This is a genomic window from Arthrobacter flavus (assembly GCF_039526005.1).
In the GTDB taxonomy this organism is placed as follows: domain Bacteria; phylum Actinomycetota; class Actinomycetes; order Actinomycetales; family Micrococcaceae; genus Arthrobacter_D; species Arthrobacter_D flavus.
Map to the genome: position 1 here is coordinate 22,208 of NZ_BAAAIJ010000009.1, position 18,727 is coordinate 40,934.

16 protein-coding genes are annotated in these 18,727 nt (G+C 63.6%); 8 read left to right on the plus strand and 8 right to left on the minus strand.

Annotated features, from left to right (window positions below):
* Positions 1–54: 54 nt before the first annotated feature.
* The 3 genes from ABD059_RS04025 to rhaI are packed head-to-tail and all read right to left on the minus strand — an operon-like array spanning position 55 to position 4,738.
* Entirely contained in the window at positions 55–1,539 is a 1,485-nt protein-coding gene (locus ABD059_RS04025) for a rhamnulokinase (protein WP_343877962.1), read from the minus strand.
* On the minus strand, positions 1,536–3,572 hold the full coding sequence (locus tag ABD059_RS04030; RefSeq protein ID WP_343877963.1) for a bifunctional aldolase/short-chain dehydrogenase: 2,037 nt from the start codon (positions 3,570–3,572) through the stop codon (positions 1,536–1,538). The genes ABD059_RS04025 and ABD059_RS04030 overlap by 4 nt, the downstream gene beginning before the upstream one ends.
* Positions 3,572–4,738: an L-rhamnose isomerase gene (rhaI, locus tag ABD059_RS04035; RefSeq protein WP_343877964.1), complete on the minus strand. Its 1,167-nt coding sequence runs from the start codon at positions 4,736–4,738 to the stop codon at positions 3,572–3,574. Before rhaI ends, ABD059_RS04030 begins: the two co-directional genes overlap by 1 nt.
* A gap of 182 nt (positions 4,739–4,920) precedes the next feature.
* Between rhaI and ABD059_RS04040 the strand changes: the two genes are divergently transcribed.
* The 7 genes from ABD059_RS04040 to ABD059_RS04070 all read left to right on the plus strand — a co-directional run bounded on the left by ABD059_RS04040 (position 4,921) and on the right by ABD059_RS04070 (position 12,865).
* Positions 4,921–5,952, plus strand: coding sequence for a LacI family DNA-binding transcriptional regulator (locus ABD059_RS04040; protein ID WP_343877966.1), 1,032 nt, complete (start codon positions 4,921–4,923; stop codon positions 5,950–5,952).
* A gap of 158 nt (positions 5,953–6,110) precedes the next feature.
* Positions 6,111–7,670 (plus strand): sugar ABC transporter ATP-binding protein, encoded by a 1,560-nt coding sequence (locus ABD059_RS04045; protein WP_343877968.1) that lies wholly within the window; start codon positions 6,111–6,113, stop codon positions 7,668–7,670.
* Entirely contained in the window at positions 7,667–8,716 is a 1,050-nt protein-coding gene (locus tag ABD059_RS04050) for an ABC transporter permease (RefSeq protein ID WP_343877970.1), read from the plus strand. Before ABD059_RS04045 ends, ABD059_RS04050 begins: the two co-directional genes overlap by 4 nt.
* The gene (locus ABD059_RS04055) at positions 8,709–9,770 is read left to right on the plus strand and encodes an ABC transporter permease (protein ID WP_343877972.1); all 1,062 of its coding nucleotides are present in this window, start codon (positions 8,709–8,711) and stop codon (positions 9,768–9,770) included. The genes ABD059_RS04050 and ABD059_RS04055 overlap by 8 nt, the downstream gene beginning before the upstream one ends.
* Before the next feature lie 63 nt (positions 9,771–9,833).
* Positions 9,834–10,898, plus strand: coding sequence for a rhamnose ABC transporter substrate-binding protein (gene rhaS / locus ABD059_RS04060; RefSeq protein ID WP_343877974.1), 1,065 nt, complete (start codon positions 9,834–9,836; stop codon positions 10,896–10,898).
* Positions 10,899–11,000: 102 nt separating this feature from the next.
* On the plus strand, positions 11,001–12,476 hold the full coding sequence (locus ABD059_RS04065) for an L-fucose/L-arabinose isomerase family protein (protein ID WP_343877976.1): 1,476 nt from the start codon (positions 11,001–11,003) through the stop codon (positions 12,474–12,476).
* A 56-nt stretch (positions 12,477–12,532) separates the two neighbouring features.
* On the plus strand, positions 12,533–12,865 hold the full coding sequence (locus tag ABD059_RS04070) for an L-rhamnose mutarotase (protein WP_343877978.1): 333 nt from the start codon (positions 12,533–12,535) through the stop codon (positions 12,863–12,865).
* A 90-nt stretch (positions 12,866–12,955) separates the two neighbouring features.
* Here ABD059_RS04070 and ABD059_RS04075 read toward each other — a convergent pair whose 3' ends face one another.
* Positions 12,956–14,014, minus strand: a complete 1,059-nt coding sequence (locus ABD059_RS04075; protein WP_343877980.1) for a LacI family DNA-binding transcriptional regulator — start codon at positions 14,012–14,014, stop codon at positions 12,956–12,958.
* Between the two features lie 263 nt (positions 14,015–14,277).
* Here ABD059_RS04075 and ABD059_RS04080 point away from each other — a divergent pair, with 263 nt between their 5' ends.
* On the plus strand, positions 14,278–14,874 hold the full coding sequence (locus ABD059_RS04080) for a hypothetical protein (protein ID WP_343877981.1): 597 nt from the start codon (positions 14,278–14,280) through the stop codon (positions 14,872–14,874).
* A 33-nt stretch (positions 14,875–14,907) separates the two neighbouring features.
* On the opposite strand, the gene ABD059_RS04085 is transcribed toward ABD059_RS04080, so the two are convergent.
* The 4 genes from ABD059_RS04085 to ABD059_RS04100 form a co-directional block, all read right to left on the minus strand.
* The gene (locus tag ABD059_RS04085; protein WP_343877982.1) at positions 14,908–16,029 is read right to left on the minus strand and encodes an acetylesterase; all 1,122 of its coding nucleotides are present in this window, start codon (positions 16,027–16,029) and stop codon (positions 14,908–14,910) included.
* A 2-nt stretch (positions 16,030–16,031) separates the two neighbouring features.
* Complete coding sequence (locus ABD059_RS04090) at positions 16,032–16,727, minus strand: FadR/GntR family transcriptional regulator (RefSeq protein WP_343877983.1); 696 nt, start codon at positions 16,725–16,727, stop codon at positions 16,032–16,034.
* The gene (locus tag ABD059_RS04095; RefSeq protein WP_343877985.1) at positions 16,724–17,905 is read right to left on the minus strand and encodes an L-talarate/galactarate dehydratase; all 1,182 of its coding nucleotides are present in this window, start codon (positions 17,903–17,905) and stop codon (positions 16,724–16,726) included. Before ABD059_RS04095 ends, ABD059_RS04090 begins: the two co-directional genes overlap by 4 nt.
* Before the next feature lie 90 nt (positions 17,906–17,995).
* Positions 17,996–18,664: a GntR family transcriptional regulator gene (locus tag ABD059_RS04100; RefSeq protein ID WP_343877986.1), complete on the minus strand. Its 669-nt coding sequence runs from the start codon at positions 18,662–18,664 to the stop codon at positions 17,996–17,998.
* Between the last annotated feature and the right edge of the window lie 63 nt (positions 18,665–18,727).

Sequence of the window (18,727 nt, forward strand, 5' to 3'; positions counted from 1 at the left end):
ACTGACAAGGGTTGACGCTGTCACGGGTGCGCAGCAGCGCCGCCGGTATCCGGCTCAGACACGCCGGTTCCTCGCGATCGGGCTGGTTTTTGGGGCAGTTCCGGGTCCGTGAGGCGTGTATCGGGTGGTGTCTGCCGTCCGGGCGACCGCCGCCCTGATGTCCGTCAGCGATGCTGAGTCACCGAGGAGTCCCGCCGCACGGGCCTGCACCATGATGTTGCCCAATGCGGTGGCCTCGACTGGTCCGGCCACCACCGGCAGGCCAGTGGCGTCAGCGGTCAGCTGGCATAGCAACGTGTTCTGGGACCCGCCACCTACAATGTGCACTACGTCAACCTCAGCGCCGGAGAGTTCGACGGCTTGGCGCACCGTCCGAGCGTAGGCGTCGGCGAGGCTATCCAGAATGCAGCGCACGACGCCGGCGGGTTCGGTGGGCGCCGCCGCCCCGGTCGCCTTGATGGCGTCACGGATCCGGTCGGGCATATTCCCTGGCGGGATGAACGTGGACGAGTCAGCATCAATTCGAGGACCATCGGCAGGCCGGGCCGCGGCCTCGGTCAGCAAAGACTCCAGCTGAGGGGCCAGACCGTCAGCGGTCCAGCTGCGCAGACATTCCTGCAGGAGCCAGAGACCACCGACGTTCCGCAGATACCGGATGGCGCCATCAATACCGCGCTCATTGGTGAAGTTGGCTGAACGGCTGGCCGGAGTGAGTACGGGGTAGTCCAGCTCCACCCCGACCAGTGACCAGGTGCCCGAAGAAATATAGGCAAACTTCTCGACGGTGGCCGGAACCGCGACGACAGCTGATGCGGTGTCATGTGATCCCACCGCCACGATGGAGGTACCCGTTGGCAGCCCGGTGCTCCGCGCCACCTCGGGCAGGAGCAGACCAAGCCTTTGCCCCGGCTGAATCAGCGGGGGAAAGAGGTCGGCGGGGAGCCCCAGCCGGGTGAGTATTTCGGGCGCCCAGTCGCCGGTCCGCGCATCGACGAGTCCGGTGGTTGACGCGTTGGTTGCCTCACTGGCCCGCCGTCCGGTCAACCAGAAGCAGAGCAGATCCGGGACCAGCAGCGCCCGGTGATGGTCCAGTGACGTTTCGGCCGCCAGCTGATAGACCGTGTTAAACGGCAAAAACTGCAATCCGGTGATTTCGTAAAGCCGCTCGAACGGCATCAGCGAATGCACGCCGTCCACGGTTGACCCGCTTCGAATGTCCCGGTGGCTGAAGGGCAGGGAGGTAAGGACGCCGTCGTTGTCGAGCAGACCGTAGTCCACCGCCCAGGTGTCCACACCGACGCTCGCAATCCGTTCCCCAGGTTCAAGCGAATCCGACGCAAGCCTCAGTCCCGCCAGCACCTGGGTGAACAGCTCGCGGACGTCCCAGCGCAGAGTGCCGTCAACCTCCACCGCCCCATTGGGAAACCGGTGCACGATTTGGAGCGATGGCCCGTCCGATCCCACTCGACCGAGAATCACCCGCCCCGACGAGGCGCCGATATCGACGGCGACGAACACCCCGCCCGCGCGGGCGGTCATCGCAGGAACGCCGCCGCCACACCCGCATCCACAGGAATATGCAGCCCGGTGGTGTGGGACAGGGCGTCGGAGGTCAGAACGGCGACGGCGCTGGCCACATTTTCGGGCAGCACCTCACGTTTGAGCAGGGTGCGCTGGGCGTAGTACTCGCCGAGCTTGTCCTCCTCGACCCCGTACACTGCCGCACGCTTGGCACCCCAGCCGCCAGCGAAGATCCCCGACCCGCGCACCACCCCGTCCGGGTTGATCCCGTTGACTCGAATCCCGTGCCCACCAAGCTCGGCGGCCAGCAGCCGCACCTGGTGCGCCTGGTCCGCTTTAGTTGCCGAGTAGGCGATGTTGTTTGGCCCGGCGAAAACCGAGTTTTTCGAGGAGATGTAGATGATGTCGCCGCCCATCTCCTGCTCAATCAGCACTTTCGCGGCGGCCTGCGACACCAGAAAGGACCCCTTGGCCATCACGTTGTGCTGCAGATCCCAGTCCTGCTCAGTTGTTTCAAGCAGGGGCTTGGAGATCGACAGTCCGGCATTGTTGACCACCAGATCCAGTCCCCCGAAGGCGAGCACCGCGGCGTCGATGGCACGCTGCACCTGAGCTGGGTCGGTGACGTCGGCCTGCACCCCGATCGCTGTATCGGTGCTGCCCAACTCCGCGGCAACCGTCCGGGCATTCTCCAGGTTCAGGTCGGCGATGACGACGCACGCACCCTCGGCGGCGAGCCGGGTGGCGATCGCCTTGCCGATGCCCGACGCCGCACCGGTCACCAGGGCGATCCGTCCAGCGTGGGATTTGGGCTGGGGAAGTCGGGCCAGCTTGGCTTCCTCGAGGGGCCAATACTCGATGCGGAATTTCTCGTTCTCGTCGATTGGCGAGTAGGTGGAAATCGCTTCGGCTCCACGCATCACGTTAATCGCGTTCAGGTAGAACTCACTGGCCACGCGGGCGGTCTGCTTCGTGGCGCCAAAGGTGAACATACCGACGCCGGGCACCAGAATCACCGCCGGGTCGGCGCCACGGATGGCAGGCGAGTCCGGCGCCGCATGCCGATCGTAGTAGGCCTGATACTCGGTGCGGTAAGCCTCATGAAGTTCCCGCAGCCGAGTTAGCGAGTCTTCCACCGAAGAATCTGCGGGGAGGTCAAGCACCAGCGGCCTGACCTTGGTGCGGAGGAAGTGATCGGGACAGCTGGTGCCGAGGTCGGCTAGCCTGCGGTGCCCAGAGGCTTCAAGAAAGTGCAGGACGGCGGCGTCGTCAGTGAAGTGACCCACCTGTGCCTTGTCGGTGGACGCAAGACCGCGGATCGACGGCCCAAGCGCCGCCGCCTTGGCGCGTCGCTCGGCAGGGGCAAGAGCCCCGTACCCCGGCAGGGGGGCACCGAACGGTTCCGGCCGGCCATGCTCTTCAATGTACTTTTCAGCGGTAGTGATGATCCACAGCGAGTTTGTCTCGGCCTCATCTGAGGTGTCTCCCCACGCGGTAATTCCGTGTCCGCCGAGGATCACGCCGATGGCCTGCGGGTTCTCGGTTTTGATGGCGGCGATGTCCAACCCAAGCTGGAAACCGGGGCGGCGCCAGGGTACCCAGAGGACCTTGTTGCCAAAGATGGTCGCGGTCAGGGCCTCGCCGTCCTGAGCTGTGGCGATGGCGATACCGGAGTCGGGGTGGAGGTGGTCCACATGGTTGGCGTCAAGCAGCCCGTGCATCGCCGTGTCGATGGAAGGTGCAGCACCGCCCTTCCCATGCAGCGTGAAATCGAAGGCCGAGACCATTTCGTCCTCACGGTCGACGCCGGGATAGACGGTGGTCAGCGCGCGGAGACGGTCCAGGCGGAGGACTGCAAGGCCCTGCTCTTTCAAGGTGCCGAGATCGCCGCCCGAGCCCTTAACCCAGAGGAGGTCGACGTCGTCGCCGGTCACCGGGTCGGTCGCTGTGCCTTTGGCTGAGGTGTTGCCGCCCGCATAGTTGGTGTTGCGGTGATCAGCGCCCAAGCGGTTTGACCGTTTGAGTAAAGATTCGACTGCTGGGTTGGTCATTATGCGCCCCATCCTGCCTGCTGGCCGCCTCGGCGTGCCTCGTTAATTTGCTGTTGGTAGCCGCTGGCCTGGTAGGCAGCCATCGGGTCGCCCGGAAGTCCACGTGACTCACGCCATGCAGCGAGGCCGGGCCGGACATCGGTGTAGAAGGCGTCCATGAACACGGCATTGGCGCCCAGCACATCACCGGCTTCCTGCGCCCTGGTCAGGGCCTGACGGTCGACGAGCAGAGCACGAGCCGTCATTTCCTGGACGTTTTGTACCGAGCGGATCTGTCCGGGGATCTTCTCCTCCAGGTTGTGGCACTGGTCCAGCATGAGGGCGATGTTGGATGCCGGGTCCAGCCCGCCACCGCGGATCACCTCGACCATGATCCTGAACAGTTGGAAGGGGTCGGCGGAGCCGACGATGAGGTCGTCGTCGGCATAGAAACGGGAATTGAAATCGAAGGAACCAAGCTTTCCCAGCCGGATCAGTTGAGCGACGATGAACTCGATATTGGTTCCGGGGGCGTGATGGCCGGTATCGAGGCAGACCAGAGCCTTCTCGCCGAGTTCGAGGCACTGAGCGTAGGAGGTTCCCCAATCCGGAACATCGGTATGGTAAAACGCTGGTTCGAAGAACTTGTACTCCAGGACCAGCCGCTGGTCGTCGCCGAGGCGGTCATAGACCTTGCGCAGCGATTCCTGCAGCCAATCCTGACGGGAGCGCATGTCACCCTGGCCCGGATAGTTGGTCCCATCTGCCAACCAAATCTTCAGATCGCGAGAGCCGGTCACGTTCATGACGTCGATGCATTCATACATGTGGTCGATGGCTTTGTTGCGGATCGCGGCATCGCTGTGGGTGAGGCTGCCGAATTTGTAGTCCTCATCCTGGAAGGTGTTGCTGTTGATGGTGCCGAGTCGGATGCCCTGTTGCTGGGCGTAGTCGGACAGCTGACCGTAGTCATCGACCTTGTCCCACGGAATGTGAAGTGCGATCGAGGGTGCCAGCCCGGTGAGCTCGTTTACCTTTGCCGCGTCGCTGATCTTCTCCCGCACTGAGCGTGGGGTGCCGGGGGTTTGAAAGACCCGGAACCGGGTCCCGGAGTTTCCATACGCCCAGGATGGGACCTCAATGGCCAGCTGCTCCAGCTGGGGCGTGACGCTATCCAGAACACTCATTCTTGTCTCCAGGTTATTCAAGGTGCGGGCCAGTCTGCGGTGAAGTGTCGGCGTCGAAAGCTGGCTTGAATCGTTTCACTTTGTCGTGTCAAAGCTATCCTTGCATACGAGAGAGTGTCAAGGATCACCACGCCGGGTGCCAGTCCGGCTTGGTGGTGGCCCCCAGTCAGCGAGGATCAGCCATGAATAGCCGCCCGGTGAGTATCAAGGATGTGGCCGATCACGCACAGGTTGCGGTGGGAACCGTCTCCAACGTTTTAAACCACCCAAGCCGGGTGGCGGAGCGCACCCGCGCGCGGGTGACCGCAGCCATCGCGGAACTCGGATTCGTGCGCAATGATGCGGCGCGACAACTGCGGGCGGGACAGAGCCGGACCATTGGGCTGATTGTTCTCGACATTGGCAATCCGTTCTTCTCCTCACTGGCACGGGCAGCCGAGGACTACGCGGCCGAACGGGGGAGCACTGTGGTGCTCGGTGACAGCGGCCATGACGCCGGCCGTGAAGCCCGCTACATCGATGTGTTCGAGCAGCAGCGGGTACAGGGACTGCTGATCTCACCTGTGGGTGACCTCACGGCCCGGCTGGAGGCGCTCCATTCACGGGCAGTCCCAGTGGTCCTGGTCGACCGGAAGGACGATCTGAAACTCTTCAGTTCGGTGTCGGTCGATGACGAGGCCGGCGGCTACCTCGCTGTCAGGCACCTCCTGGACGGCGGTCGACGACGCATCGCGTTTGTAGGGGCAGGCGCTTCGATCCAGCAGGTGGCCGACCGAATGGCCGGAGCCAGGAGGGCTGTCGGGGAATGCCCCGATGCGACGCTGGAGTTCGTGCTCGCGGAAGCCATGACAGTCCTGGCGGGTCGGGCGGCGGGTGAGCGGGTGGTCCAGGCAGGTCCGGCGCGGATGCCGGACGGGATCTTCTGCGCCAACGATCTGCTCGCGATCGGTGTGATGCAGGCGGTGCTGCTCATCGGCGGGCTGAAGGTGCCGGAAGATCTGGCCCTGATCGGGTACGACGACATTGACTTTGCTGAATCCGCGGTGGTGCCCCTGTCGACAATCCGCAGGCCTACCGAGCTCATGGGCCGCACCGCCGTCGAGCTGCTGCTCGGAGAAATCGACGACACGCAGAGCGAGCGGCGCCAGGTGGTGTTCCAGCCCGAGCTTGTTGTGCGGGGGAGCACGGGTAGCCGGATAACTGCCCAAATATAGGTTCCTCCGCCCGTTCCGGCCACGCGCTCCTCCTGTGGTTGCCGGTATGCCCGTCGAAGGTCACGGATTGGAATCATCTGTTGACGGTGATCTCCCTCACGCCTACGATCATTCCTGAACTACATCTATGAAACGATTCATTTTTGAGAGGGCTTGCAATGCCGCAAGATCAGGATGCCGGGATGGTTGTCCCGGAGCCCAGCACATCCCCGGTGCCGGAGGTGGCACTGCTCTCACTTGTCGGTGCTGCGAAAACCTTCGGGCCGGTCGTGGCACTGGCTGATGGAACGGTGGAGATTCGACCAGGTGAAATCCATGGGCTGGTGGGCGAGAACGGTGCTGGCAAATCCACACTGGTAAAGATCCTCGCAGGGGTCCACACTCCCGACGGTGGCAGGTTCACGGTTTCGGGAGCCGAGGTGTCCTTCCGCAACGTGGGTGATAGCAAAGCCGCAGGGATTTCGGTGATCTACCAGGAGCCCACCCTTTTCCCGGACCTCACCGTTGCAGAAAACATCTTCATTGGACGCCAGCCAAAAGGTGCCCTCGGGCTGATCAGCAGGAGCGCGATGCGCCGCGCAGCAGCCGACCTTTTCTCGGAACTAGGTGTCCCGATTGACCCGGATCGTCCCGCCGAGGGGCTGTCCATCGCGGACCAACAAATCATTGAGATCGCCAAGGCCATCTCACTGAACGCGAAGATCCTGGTGATGGATGAACCCACCGCCGCGCTGAGCGGTGTCGAGGTGGACCGGCTTTTCACAGTGGCCCGCAACCTTCGCGACGCCGGCAGTGGCATCCTGTTCATCTCCCACCGGTTTGACGAGGTTTTTGGCCTCTGCGACCGCATCACCGTCATGCGGGACGGCCAATACATCAACACCCACAACACGGCCGACATCACTGTGGAAGCCGTGGTGCGTGAAATGGTCGGCCGCGACATTGCTGCTCTCTACCCCAAAGAGGAGGCGGCAATCGGGGACACCGTCCTGCAGGTCGACCACCTTTCCCGTGCGGGAGTGTTCTCCGACATCAGCTTCGAGGTCAAAGCCGGTGAGATCGTGGCGCTGGCAGGACTGGTGGGTGCCGGGCGGACTGAGGTGGCGCGGGCCATCTTCGGTATCGATGGGTACGACGCCGGATCGGTCCAAATGAACGGCCACGCCCTAAAGTCTCGTGACCCCCGAGCAGCGATTGACGCGGGAATCGGGTTTGTCCCCGAAGACCGGCGCAACCAGGGATTGGTGATGGAACTGTCGGTGGAACGAAATGCCGTGCTGACCCTGCGCAATAGTCTCGCCAAACGCGGCATCATCCGGGGCAAGGATGAACGTGCGGCCGCAGCCCTGTGGACTAAGCGACTTCAGGTGAAGGCCGGCTCCCCGGAGCACCCCGTGTCAACGCTCTCGGGCGGCAACCAGCAAAAAGTGGTGCTGGCCAAATGGCTGGCCACCGAACCGAAGCTACTCATCATCGACGAACCGACCCGCGGCATCGACGTCGGCACCAAAAGCGAAGTACACCGCCTCGTGTCTGAACTCGCCGGCCGTGGAATCGCAATCCTCATGATCTCCTCCGAACTTCCCGAGGTCCTGGGAATGGCGGATCGGGTCCTGGTCATGCACGAGGGCCGGATTTCCGCGGAACTGGACCGGGCTTCAGCCACCCCTGAAACTGTCATGCACGCTGCCACTGCAACACCGGAGAGCGCCACATGAGCACCGACCTGAACCGCCCCGCCACCGCCAAGGCACCCGAGGAACGGCATCGCCGGGCCTCCGGAATCGCAGCGGTGCTTCGCCTCCGCGAATTGCCCGTAATGATCGCGCTGGTGGGACTGGTGTTCTTCACCTGGCTGGTGAACCCCCTGTTCCTCAGCGAGCAAGGAGTCAAGGACCTACTCCTGAACGCAACCATCGTCATGCTGCTGGCGGTAGGCCAGGCACTGGTGATCATCACCCGGAACGTGGACCTTTCAGTCGGGTCGGCGCTGGGATTGGTGGCCTTCTCGACCGGTTCCCTTTTCTTCGCCATGCCAGATGTCCCCGTCATAGTGGTGTTCATCCTGGGGATGATCCTCGGGGGCGTCCTCGGCGCCGTAAACGGCATTCTGGTGACCGTGGCGAAGGTGCCAGCGCTCGTGATCACTCTCGGCACCCTTTATATCTTCAGGGGCATCAACAATGCCTGGGCTGGCGGAACACAGTATTTCGCCGGGGATCGACCCCAGGAATTCGGCGCCCTGTCGGTGAACACCGTTCTGGGATTTCCGCTCATTACCCTGATTGCCGTCATCGTGGTCATCGTGGTTGCCGTCTTTATGGCGGGTACCCGACCCGGACGTGATCTCTACGCCATCGGTTCCGACCCCGATGCCGCCAAACTCTTCGGCATTCCAGTCACCCGCCGGGTGCTGCTCGCCTTCATCGCGAATGGGGTGCTCGTCGGGTTGGCCGGCGTGCTCTACGCCAGCCGCTTCAACTCCGTGGGGGCCACCACCGGCACGGGCCTCGAACTGGACGTGGTCGCGGCCGCCGTCGTCGGAGGTGTCGCCATCTTCGGCGGGAGCGGGACAGTGGTAGGAGCAGCGATTGGCGCGCTACTGCTGACTACCATCACCAGTGCCTTGGCAGCCCTCCGGGTGGACAAATTCTGGCAGCAGGCGATCGTGGGAATCCTGATCCTTGCAGCCATCATTATTGACCGGCTGGCTGCACTTCGCACCGCCCGGAAGCTACGGATCAGCGAGGCCCGTAATGTCTAAGACTGCGACGACGACTGTGAGCGATAAGGGCACCGGGGCCGTACTCGAATCCGAGCCCAAGGGCCGCACCGGTGCGCAACGGCTGCTGTTGGGCCGCGACGCCATCATGATTTACACCCTGGTGGTCGTGGTGCTGTTCGCCTGCCTCGCCATCCCCCGTTTTGCCTCGCCAGTTACGGTCGGTTTCCTGCTGCTCGACGTGATCCCGATCCTGATCATTGCCATGCCGATGACCCTGGTCATCATCTCCGGAGAAATTGACCTGTCAGTGGCCAGCATCGCCGGACTCAGCAGCGCCGTGTTGGGCGTCCTCTGGGCGGCGGGAACAGAGATCTGGCTTGCACTCGTCGTGTGTCTCGTCGTGGGACTGGTTGCCGGGGCTTTCAACGGACTGCTGATCGCCTATCTCGGCTTGCCTTCCCTTGCCGTGACCATCGGTACCCTCGCGCTCTTTCGAGGGTTGGCCCTGGTGGTCATTGGTGACAACGCGGTGGCCGACTTCCCGCCCGCACTGACGGCCTTCTTCACGTCCAAGCTGGGAGCTACTGGTATTCCCACGGTGATGATCGGCGTGGTGCTGATCATCGCCTTCTTTGGGGTGCTGCTCCATTTCACACCGTTTGGCCGCGGGCTTTTTGCGTTGGGCTACAGCAAGGAAGCGGCGAGTTTCGTCGGGATCAATGTGGCGCGCTCCAAGTTCTGGCTGTACATCGGTACGGGCGTGGTGTCAGCCATGGCCGGAATCTATTGGACGCTCCGCTACTCCAGTGCCCGAAGCGACAACGCCAGCGGCATTGAACTGGCGGTCATCGCCGCGGTGTTGCTCGGCGGAGTGTCGATTTTTGGGGGTAAGGGTTCGATCCCCGGCGTACTGGCGGGGGTACTGCTGATCGGCACCATCACGTACGCCTTGCGGCTTGACCGGGTTTCCGAGGTGGTCCTGATCATTGTGACCGGGTCCCTGCTGATTCTGTCGGTTGTAACACCCAGCGTGAGCACCGCGCTCAAGAAACGTCGACATGACCGACGTGTGCGGCAACAGCTTCATCCCTAAGACCGTCCCCACCGGGGCTAAAACCAGCGTCTGGTCCACCAGCGCACAATGAGAGGAAGAACAATGAAGTTTACTCACAATACGTCCCGGCGAGGTCGGGGCACGGCTCTCATCGCGCTCACCGCCAGCGCCGCGCTAATGCTCAGCGCCTGCGGCGGGGGAGAAACAGCTGAGTCAGGTGCTGAAGGCGGCAGCGGCGCCGACGGCGAACAGACCATCACCTTCATCCCCAAGCAGTTGAACAACCCCTACACTGACGTGGTTCTCAGCGGCGGAGAGACTGGTGCGGAGGAGGCAGGATTCGCCTCCTCGGAGGTGGTCGGTCCGCTCGACGCCAGCGCGTCCAGTCAGGTTTCCTTCATCAACGCGGAAACCCAGGCCGGGACCAACGTGATCACGATCGCCGCGAACGATCCGGACGCCGTCGGGCCTGCCCTGCAGGAGGCGCGGGACGCAGGTGCGAAGATTGTGGCGTTCGATTCCGATACCAACCCCGACTTCCGCGACCTGTTTGTCAGCCAGGTCAATGCACAGGATGTGGGGCTGATCCAGCTTGAACTGATTGCCGAGCAAATCGGCGGCGAGGGCGACATCGCCATCCTGTCGGCCACGGCCAACGCCACCAACCAGAACGAATGGATCAAGTTCATGGAGGAGGAACTGGCATCCAACCCGGACTACGCGGACATCAACCTCGTTGCCAAGGTGTATGGCGACGACGACGACACCAAGTCCTTCCAGGAGGCGCAGGGTCTGCTGCAGGCCTACCCGGATCTGAAGGGCATCATCTCGCCGACTACCGTGGGCATCGCCGCTACCGCGCGGTACCTCTCCACCTCCGAGTACAAGGGCGAGGTTGCCTTGACCGGTCTGGGGCTGCCCAATGAAATGCGGCCCTTCGTCGAGGACGAAACGGTGTCCGAATTTGCGCTCTGGGATCCGGCCCAGCTGGGCTATGTTGCGGCGTTTGCCGGCAAGGCACTGGCCGACGGCGACATCACCGGCGCCGTTGGCGACACGTTTGAGGCTGGCGAGTTGGGCGAACGTGAGGTCGAAGAGGGGGGCATCGTGATTGTTGGGCCACCGACGGTCTTCAATGCAGAGAACATCGACGACTACGACTTCTAACCGATCGTAAGCGCGGGGAGCCGGGCTGCTCTCCGCGCTGTCGACCGCGCTCATCTCGCGGCCGTCGTAGTGAGCCATCCGTTGCAGCAAAGGAGTTAACTCATGACCGGTGACTATCCCGTGCCTTCCCCCGTGGCGAACGAGTCGTCCGCCCTCCAGAACCTGACCCCGCACCGCCGTCGGGCTACCCGGATCGGCCTGGTATCCGGTGGGTTGGGAGCCTATTGGCCCCAGTTCCCGGACCTGCTGCCGCAGCTACGGGAATCCAGCCGGTACGTGACGGAACGCTTCACGGCATTGGAGGCGGAGGTGATCGACGTGGGCTTCGTATCCGACCCGCAGGAAGCCGGCGCCGCCGCAGAGAAGCTGCGGGTCGCGGACTGCGACCTCATTGTCATTTTCTTGGCCACCTACCTCACGTCCTCGATGGTGTTGCCGATCGCGCAACGGTCCCAAACCCCGGTTCTTGTGATTGATCTGCAGCCGAGCGAAGCGATGGACCACAGCTCCTTTGATACCGGGAAATGGCTCGCGTATTGCGGGCAATGCCCGGTGCCGGAGGTGGCCAACGTCTTTCGCCGTGCAGGCATCCCGTTCCGATCGGTCTCTGGGTATCTGACCCAGGAATCAGCTTGGCAACGGATAAACCAGTGGGTCCATGCGGCGGGGGTCCGGGGACGGCTGCGATACGCGAGGCACGGGCTGATGGGGCACCTGTACCCCGGCATGCTGGACGTCTCAACCGACCTGACAGCAGTGTCCACGACCTTCGGTTCCCATGTTGAGGTCCTCGAGTTCGACGACCTTCGGGAACTGGTCAATTCCGTCTCGGAAGAGGAGGTCAAGGAGCGGATCGAACTGGCTCGCGGGTTGTTCACGGTGGATCCATCGGTCGACGACGGCGACTTCGCCTGGGGTGCCCGGGTGTCGGTGGGTCTTGACCGCCTGGTTGACGAATTCGATCTCGATTCCCTGGCCTACTATCACCGCGGCCTCGCGGGTGAACAGCACGAACGCCTCGGGGCTGGCATGATCCTCGGTGCATCGATCCTCACGGCCCGGGGCATACCGATGGCCGGCGAGTACGAGCTGCGCACCTCGATCGCCATGCTCGCCGCCCAGGCCATGAACGCCGGTGGATCCTTCACCGAGATCCAGGCGCTGAACTTCACCGACAACGTCGTGGAAATGGGCCACGACGGGCCGGCGCATCTTGCAGTCAGCGCCGGGGACCCGCTGCTGCGGGGGCTGGGGGTGTATCACGGTAAGCGGGGCTGGGGGGTGTCAGTGGAGTTTGACGTCCGGCACGGCCCGGTCACCACCTTCGGGTTGGGCCAGGACCCTGACGGCAGTTTCGTCTTCATCACGTCCGAGGGTGAGGTGGTTCCCGGGCCGCTGCTGGCCATTGGCAACACCACATCCCGGGTGGATTTCGGCGGTGATCCCGGGCTGTGGGTCGATGAATGGTCCCAGACCGGCATCGGCCACCACTGGGCCCTGTGCGTAGGCCACCGCGCCGCCGACTTCAAGGCAGCCGCGAACCTTCTCGGCCTTGAACACCGGCATGTAGCCCTCTAGAGCGACTGCAAGCACCACTGCCCGGCTCCCTAGGGCTCCGAAAACGAAAGGACCTGATGGAACGGATCTGTTTTCAGCTGCAGATTAAGCCCGATTGCATCCCCGAGTACCGTGAACGTCACGCGGCGGTCTGGCCAGAGATGGTGGCGGCTCTCAAGGCCAGCGGTTGGCACAACTATTCCCTGTTTCTCCGGGAGGATGGGTTGCTCATTGGCTATCTGGAATCCGAGGACTTCACCGCTGCGCAACGGGCCATGGCCGCGACCGATGTCAACGCCCGTTGGCAGGCGGAGATGGGCAAGTTCTTTGTGGAGCTGGACGGGAGACCGGATGAGGGCTTCCTACGACTGACCGAGGTCTTTCATCTAGAGGACCAGCTGGCGCTGTAGCCCTAGGATCGGGTCAACACAAATAGCAGGGTCTCGACCGCAAACACGTGATATCTGTTGACTCGACACCGGGGTTGATGACTGGACGCCCTAGCGGCGGGGTGTGCTGTCCCTCCGGACCACCTCGGTGACCACCGGAATGGTCGACGACCCGCCCTGTCCGGCGCCGTCCTGCCCCTGAGCGACTCCGAAAGCCAGTTCCAGCGCGCGCCGACCTACCTCCTCGAGCGGGATTCGCACAGTGGTGAGCGACGGGGTGATGTCACGGACTGTGGGGATATCGTCGTAGCCTGCGACGCCCAGATCACGTCCCGGTTCCAGACCCGCATCGCGGAGCGCCGACATCGCGCCCATCGCCATCACGTCGCTGACCGCGAAGAGTAGGTCGACGTCGTCGAGGCCCGCCTGGAGCAGATCGGTGGCGGCCTGATACCCGCCATCGCGGGTGAAGTCGGTGTGGGCAATGTGATGCTCAGCCAGGTCGAGTCCGTGTGCGGCAAGCCCGTCACGGAAGCCCTGCAGGCGGTCCTGGGACGTGACGATCGTGGGTGGGCCGGCGACGACGGCGAAGCAGCGGTAGCCCAACTCGACCAGGGACTCCGCCAGGGCGCGCGCACCGCCACGGTTATCCAACAGGACGGTAGCGAACGGGGCAGCGTTCTGGCTGATGAAGGCGACCCGGCCACCATTCTCCTCAAACGCCGACAGCTCCTTGCGGAGATCAGCCTCCTGCGGTGAACCCGCCATCCGGGATCCGGCCAGGATCATGACCCGTGGCCGCTGTCCGCGGAGGGCCCGAACCGTGGCCAGCTCGCGCTCCGGATTACGACCGGTAACGGCGATGGTGACTACTAGACCCGCAGATTCAGCGGCCTGGATCACGCCCGACGCAATAGTGGAGAAATAGGGGTCGGAAATGTCAGCGACCAGCAGCGCAACCGTGGTGGTGGCGCCCTTGGCAACCGCTTGGGCGAACAGGTTAGGGATATACCCGAGGCGCTGGGCGGCGTCGACAACGCGTAACCGGTAAGTGTCATTGACCTTCCGAGCGCTGCCGTTCAGTGACCGGGAGGCGGTCGCCAGTGAAACGCCAGCGGCCAGCGCCACGTCGTTGAGAGTCACTGCCGGCTTGTTTGCGCCTGATTCCATGGCTGAACTGCATCCTTCCGCTGGCCCGCCGGACGCTCATCCCCAGCAGGTACCTTTAGCATTGTTGCACGCGCTGTGAAGCGGGGCAGTAAGTGGCAACTGGTGGTAAGCGCTTCCCAGTTAGTCTGGTCCCACTTCTTCATCGGCGCCAGTGCCTGTCATGCTGTAGCTATGGTTTCACTTAGCTGTGCCCCGGGCCGCGTGTCGATCGAACCTCAGCCGCCGGGTGAATTGAGATGATGCGTTGGCGCCGTCGGGAGACTATGCCTCCGGAGCCGGACGGCACCGAATCGAAGTGGCCCGGTGCCGCCAACGGGGTTGAACTGTTTGCTCAGGTGATCTGGGCGGGAGTGCTCACCGCCCTCGCCGGGTTCCCCATTATTACCCTGCCCGCAGCGATCGCCGCTGGCACCCGACACCTGCAGCGGTATCTCCGGGCCGAACGGAGTTCAGTGAGGAACTACGGTGCCGATTTCGTGCGGGCGTTGCCCGGCGGCCTGGTGGTTGGCGTGATGGCGGTGCTGGTCGCCGGGCTCCTCGGGTTGAACATCTTCCTCTCTCTGGCCCAGGTGTTGTTCGCGTGGCCAGTGATCCTTGTTCTCGGAGTTCTGGGCCTCGCCCTCACCGTGCTGATCCTGTTGCAGGCGGGCTACCACTGGACACCCGACCGCGGCTGGAAGGGTGCGATCGCTGAGGGAGCACGGAAGCTGCGCGACGACCCGATAGGCGGCGTCATGATCGTGGCGGTCCTGGCTGTTTCCGGGGTGGTGATCTGGTTGCTGCCACCGCTGATCGTGGCAGCGGTCGGCTGTCTCCTGTTCACCGTTCTCACGGTGAATGTAAGGCAGCGTCGAATCTAAGGCAGCGTCGCACTGCCGGTGACGGCCCGAGGATTACTGCAAAACCTCGCAGAAGTGATCACGGGCCTGCGTGAAGAAGTCGGCCGCGAAGACGTGCCCGCCGGCATGCCAATCACCTTTGTACCGGTCGTCGTCGTGCAACTCCTGCAGGCGGTGGTCGGCGGCCCGCATGCCCTCGACCGGGAAGAGTTCGTCACCGAGTGCGTACTGCGCCAGGAAGCGGGTATTTGGGGCCAGCGCCGTCAGGTCGGGCCACTCGGACACGGTAGCCAGCCCAGGGGTACTCAGGAGCCAAGAATGACTCTCCAGGTAGGCCGGGAACAGCGACGCATGGGTGGTCATCATGCAGGCGATCACACAGGCGCCCAGGTCCCCGGTCATCGCGGCCAGCACCAACGCGCGCCCGCCCCCACCCGAGAACCCGCCGGCCCCAATCCGGTGCGCATCAACGTCCGGAAGTCCGCGCAGGACGCCGAGGGCCGTCAGATCCTCGGAGGCGACCATCCCTGCATAGCTGGTGCCCAGAAGCGCAGCGGCCTTCGCCACTGTGTTTTCATGTTGGGCCGCCAAGGTGTTGTATTTTAGCTCCGGGCTGGCCTGCACCCCTTCGCTGGCCCACAGAGCGGTGGCTGCGCGGAGGGCGTCGGCCGCCCGGCCCGGTGCAGGTGTGAGGTTGAACCGCCGGCTGCCCCAGCTGAACGCGTCGTGCACCAGGACCGCGAAGCCCGCCCTGGCAAAGTCGTTGGCGACTGCCCGTCCGGCGTAGAGCTTGCGTTGGAGTGCGACGACGTCGGGGGAGGTCTCCGGACCGAGGTCGACCAGGCGTTCAGCCCCGAGCCACTTATTGCCGCCGTGACAGTTCAGCCACAACAGACCCGGCAGCAGCCCGTCGTGGTGCACGGGGGTCAGCAGGGTGGCTTTGGTGGGAGGGCCGAAGGGTAACTGCCACCCCAGGTGGCGGATCCGCACCCCGTCGACGACGACCTCGTCGTGCCAGGAAAGACCCCGATCAGGGTCGACGGGGGTGGGCGCCGGCACGCCGAGCGCTGCCGCAACCCGGCCCGCTGCGCCGTCGGCGGGGATGAAACGGTCATGGCTGGCCATGAACGCCGGCCAATCCTCATACCCGCCAATGGCGCTCGGCTGAGTCAACAAACCTACGCCTGGCCCGGGGTGAAGGTCAGCCGAAGCCGCGAGTTGGCAAGGTGGGTACGCATCGCCGCAGACGCGGCCTGCGAGTCCCCGGCCCTGACAGCGTTGAAAACGGCAAGATGCTCGTGGTCCACCACATTAAAATGGGTGGCCGCGGATTCCGGGTTGTCCGGAACCAGCCTCGTCTGCGGCATGGTGATCATCGACGCCCCCAGCGACACGACGAGATCCAGGTAAAAACGATTATGGGACGCGACGGCGATGCTGCGATGGAAGGCGAAGTCGGCTTCGATGGCGGCGCGAGGGGACTGTCCGGCAGCACCGAAGGCGGCCTGTGCACGCTGGATGGCCCCCAGTTCCACCGTCGTGTGACGCCGCGCCGCGAGGGCTGCTATCTCAGTCTCCACGCCCACCCTGAAGTCCACGAGGTCCAGTCGGTCCTGATGACTGCGGATTTCTCCTGGTTCGACGGCGAACGGCTGCCCACTCGGCCTGGTCAGCACAAAGGTGCCCTTACCGCGGTAGGTTTCCACCAGACCAGCCGTCTGCAGGCGGGAGAGGGCCTCCCTCACCACCGTTCGGCTCACCGAGTACTGCCTCTCCAGCGCGGACTCGGACGGAAGTTTGTCGCCGGGAACCAGTCGGCCGTCAACCAGGCTCTGCCTCAAATCCTCGACCACCCGACTGGCGAGGGTGGTCATCGGGTGCCGAACTCCACCGTGTCGGTGGTCCACGCTGCTGCCTGCTCGCTGAGGGTGAATCCCAGCCCTGGCCGATTGGGCACAATCATCCGGCCGTCAACGGTTTCGAGCCGTTCGTTGAAGAGCGGGTTGAGCCACTCGAAGTGTTCCACCCACGGTTCCCGGGGGTAGGCCGCTGCGAGGTGCAGGTGGATTTCCATCGCGAAGTGGGGCGCCAGTTGCAGGCCCGCCTGGTCGGCCAGGGCTGCGAGGCGCAGGAAGGGGGTAATGCCCCCGATGCGTGGTGCGTCAGGCTGAATGATGTCCACCGATCGGTGGGAGATGAGGTCGATGTGCTCGTTGACGCTGGAGAGCATCTCACCCGTGGCAATGGGTGTATCCAGGGCTAGGGCCAGCTGGGCGTGTCCCTCGGCGTCGTAAGCGTCGAGTGGTTCCTCAATCCAGGTGAGGTTGAATTGCTCCAGCGTGCGTCCCATTCGCATCGCCGTCGGCCGGTCCCACTGCTGGTTGGCATCGACCATCAACGGGACGGTCGGCCCCAGGTGTTCGCGGAGCGCCGCGACACGGGCGAGGTCAACCGCCGAGTCAGGGTGTCCCACCTTGATCTTGATCCCGCCGATGCCGTCGGCCAACGACGCCGTGGCACGCTCTTTCACTTCTTCGATGGACGCTTGCAGGAAGCCGCCCGAGGTGTTGTAGGCCTTTACCGAGTCACGGTAGGCGCCCAGAAGTTTGGCCAGCGGAAGACCCGCCCGCTTCGCTTTGAGATCGTAAAGAGCAATATCCAACGCGGCGATTGCCTGCGTGGCAACCCCACTGCGGCCTACCGATGCCCCGGCCCACAGCAGCAGCTGATAAACCCTGCCAATATCGTTCGGATCCTGGCCTAGAAGGCTCTGGGCCACCTCTTTGGCGTGGGCGTACTGGGCTGGCCCGCCAGCCCGTTTGGAGTAGCTGAAGCCGGTGCCGTGGTGGCCCTGTTCCGAGGAGATGTCGGCGAAGAGGAAGACAATCTCCGTCATGGGTTTCTGGCGTCCGGTGAGCACCTTGGCGTCACTGATCGGGGTGCTCAGCGGGAGGGTGAGGGTGGAGAGTTTGACGTGACGGATCCGGTCCGTGGTCGCTTCGCCGCCCGAGACGGCGGCGAGAGGATCGGAAGAGGTGAGGAGAGTGCCCATGAAAAGTGTCCCGTCGTTGGAATTATGTCCGATAGTACAAGCCACCCTCTTGTTATACAAGTAGATCGGGCAGCGACCTGAACTTACTGATCACTCTCCGGTGAGACTCTCTGCCGCGAGTGAGATCACGCTGCGGCGGACGTGACCCTCCATGAGATGCCTGGCAGCTTCAGACTGGCCAGCGAGGACGAGTCGCAATAGTTCGGCGTGCTCGGCATGGTCCTGGGCGCGCAACGATTCGCCCTCCGGCTGGGCGAGTCCGAGCCTGCGGTACCGGTCGGATTGATCCCAGGTTTCATCGAGCAGCTGAATCAAGCGGGGGTTGTGCGTGGCGTGGTAGATCGCTGCATGAAAGTCCCGGTGAGCGCTGAGTGCAGCAGCACCCTGCGTGCGGGTCACGGGAAGAAGATTGGCAAAGGCCTCTTCCATCACGACGACGTCGGCCTCGGTGTAGCGTTCGGCCGCCAGCTGAGCGGCAAACGGATCAAGCGCGAGTCTGACATCCATGAAGTCCCGGATTTCCTGGGCGTTGATGGTCGACACCCGAGCGTCCCGGTGACTCTCAAGATCGACCAGCCCCTCAGTCATGAGGCGTTTGAGCGCCTCGCGAAGCGGGGTCAGGCTCATGTCGAGTGACGCCGCCAATTGTCGCTGGGGGAGGGGTGATCCGGGGGGCAATGCGCCCGAAAGGATCCGGCTCCGCACCTCAGCGTAGGCAAGGTCGCTTTTGGTTTTGTAGATCACAGTTTCATTGTCCACGCAGGACTCGCTCCTCCCGACCGTTCGTTGACAGGTTGCCACGAATCTTGGTATCGTCCGGCC

Excerpts from the sequence above, each read along its gene's own strand:
- ABD059_RS04025 (WP_343877962.1), bottom strand. The coding sequence starts at position 1,539 with ATGACCGCCCGCGCGGGCGGGGTGTTCGTCGCCGTCGATATCGGCGCC.
- ABD059_RS04030 (WP_343877963.1), bottom strand. The coding sequence starts at position 3,572 with ATGACCAACCCAGCAGTCGAATCTTTACTCAAACGGTCAAACCGCTTG.
- rhaI (WP_343877964.1), bottom strand. The coding sequence starts at position 4,738 with ATGAGTGTTCTGGATAGCGTCACGCCCCAGCTGGAGCAGCTGGCCATT.
- ABD059_RS04040 (WP_343877966.1), top strand. The coding sequence starts at position 4,921 with ATGAATAGCCGCCCGGTGAGTATCAAGGATGTGGCCGATCACGCACAG.
- ABD059_RS04045 (WP_343877968.1), top strand. The coding sequence starts at position 6,111 with ATGCCGCAAGATCAGGATGCCGGGATGGTTGTCCCGGAGCCCAGCACA.
- ABD059_RS04050 (WP_343877970.1), top strand. The coding sequence starts at position 7,667 with ATGAGCACCGACCTGAACCGCCCCGCCACCGCCAAGGCACCCGAGGAA.
- ABD059_RS04055 (WP_343877972.1), top strand. The coding sequence starts at position 8,709 with ATGTCTAAGACTGCGACGACGACTGTGAGCGATAAGGGCACCGGGGCC.
- rhaS (WP_343877974.1), top strand. The coding sequence starts at position 9,834 with ATGAAGTTTACTCACAATACGTCCCGGCGAGGTCGGGGCACGGCTCTC.
- ABD059_RS04065 (WP_343877976.1), top strand. The coding sequence starts at position 11,001 with ATGACCGGTGACTATCCCGTGCCTTCCCCCGTGGCGAACGAGTCGTCC.
- ABD059_RS04070 (WP_343877978.1), top strand. The coding sequence starts at position 12,533 with ATGGAACGGATCTGTTTTCAGCTGCAGATTAAGCCCGATTGCATCCCC.
- ABD059_RS04075 (WP_343877980.1), bottom strand. The coding sequence starts at position 14,014 with ATGGAATCAGGCGCAAACAAGCCGGCAGTGACTCTCAACGACGTGGCG.
- ABD059_RS04080 (WP_343877981.1), top strand. The coding sequence starts at position 14,278 with ATGCCTCCGGAGCCGGACGGCACCGAATCGAAGTGGCCCGGTGCCGCC.
- ABD059_RS04090 (WP_343877983.1), bottom strand. The coding sequence starts at position 16,727 with ATGACCACCCTCGCCAGTCGGGTGGTCGAGGATTTGAGGCAGAGCCTG.
- ABD059_RS04095 (WP_343877985.1), bottom strand. The coding sequence starts at position 17,905 with ATGGGCACTCTCCTCACCTCTTCCGATCCTCTCGCCGCCGTCTCGGGC.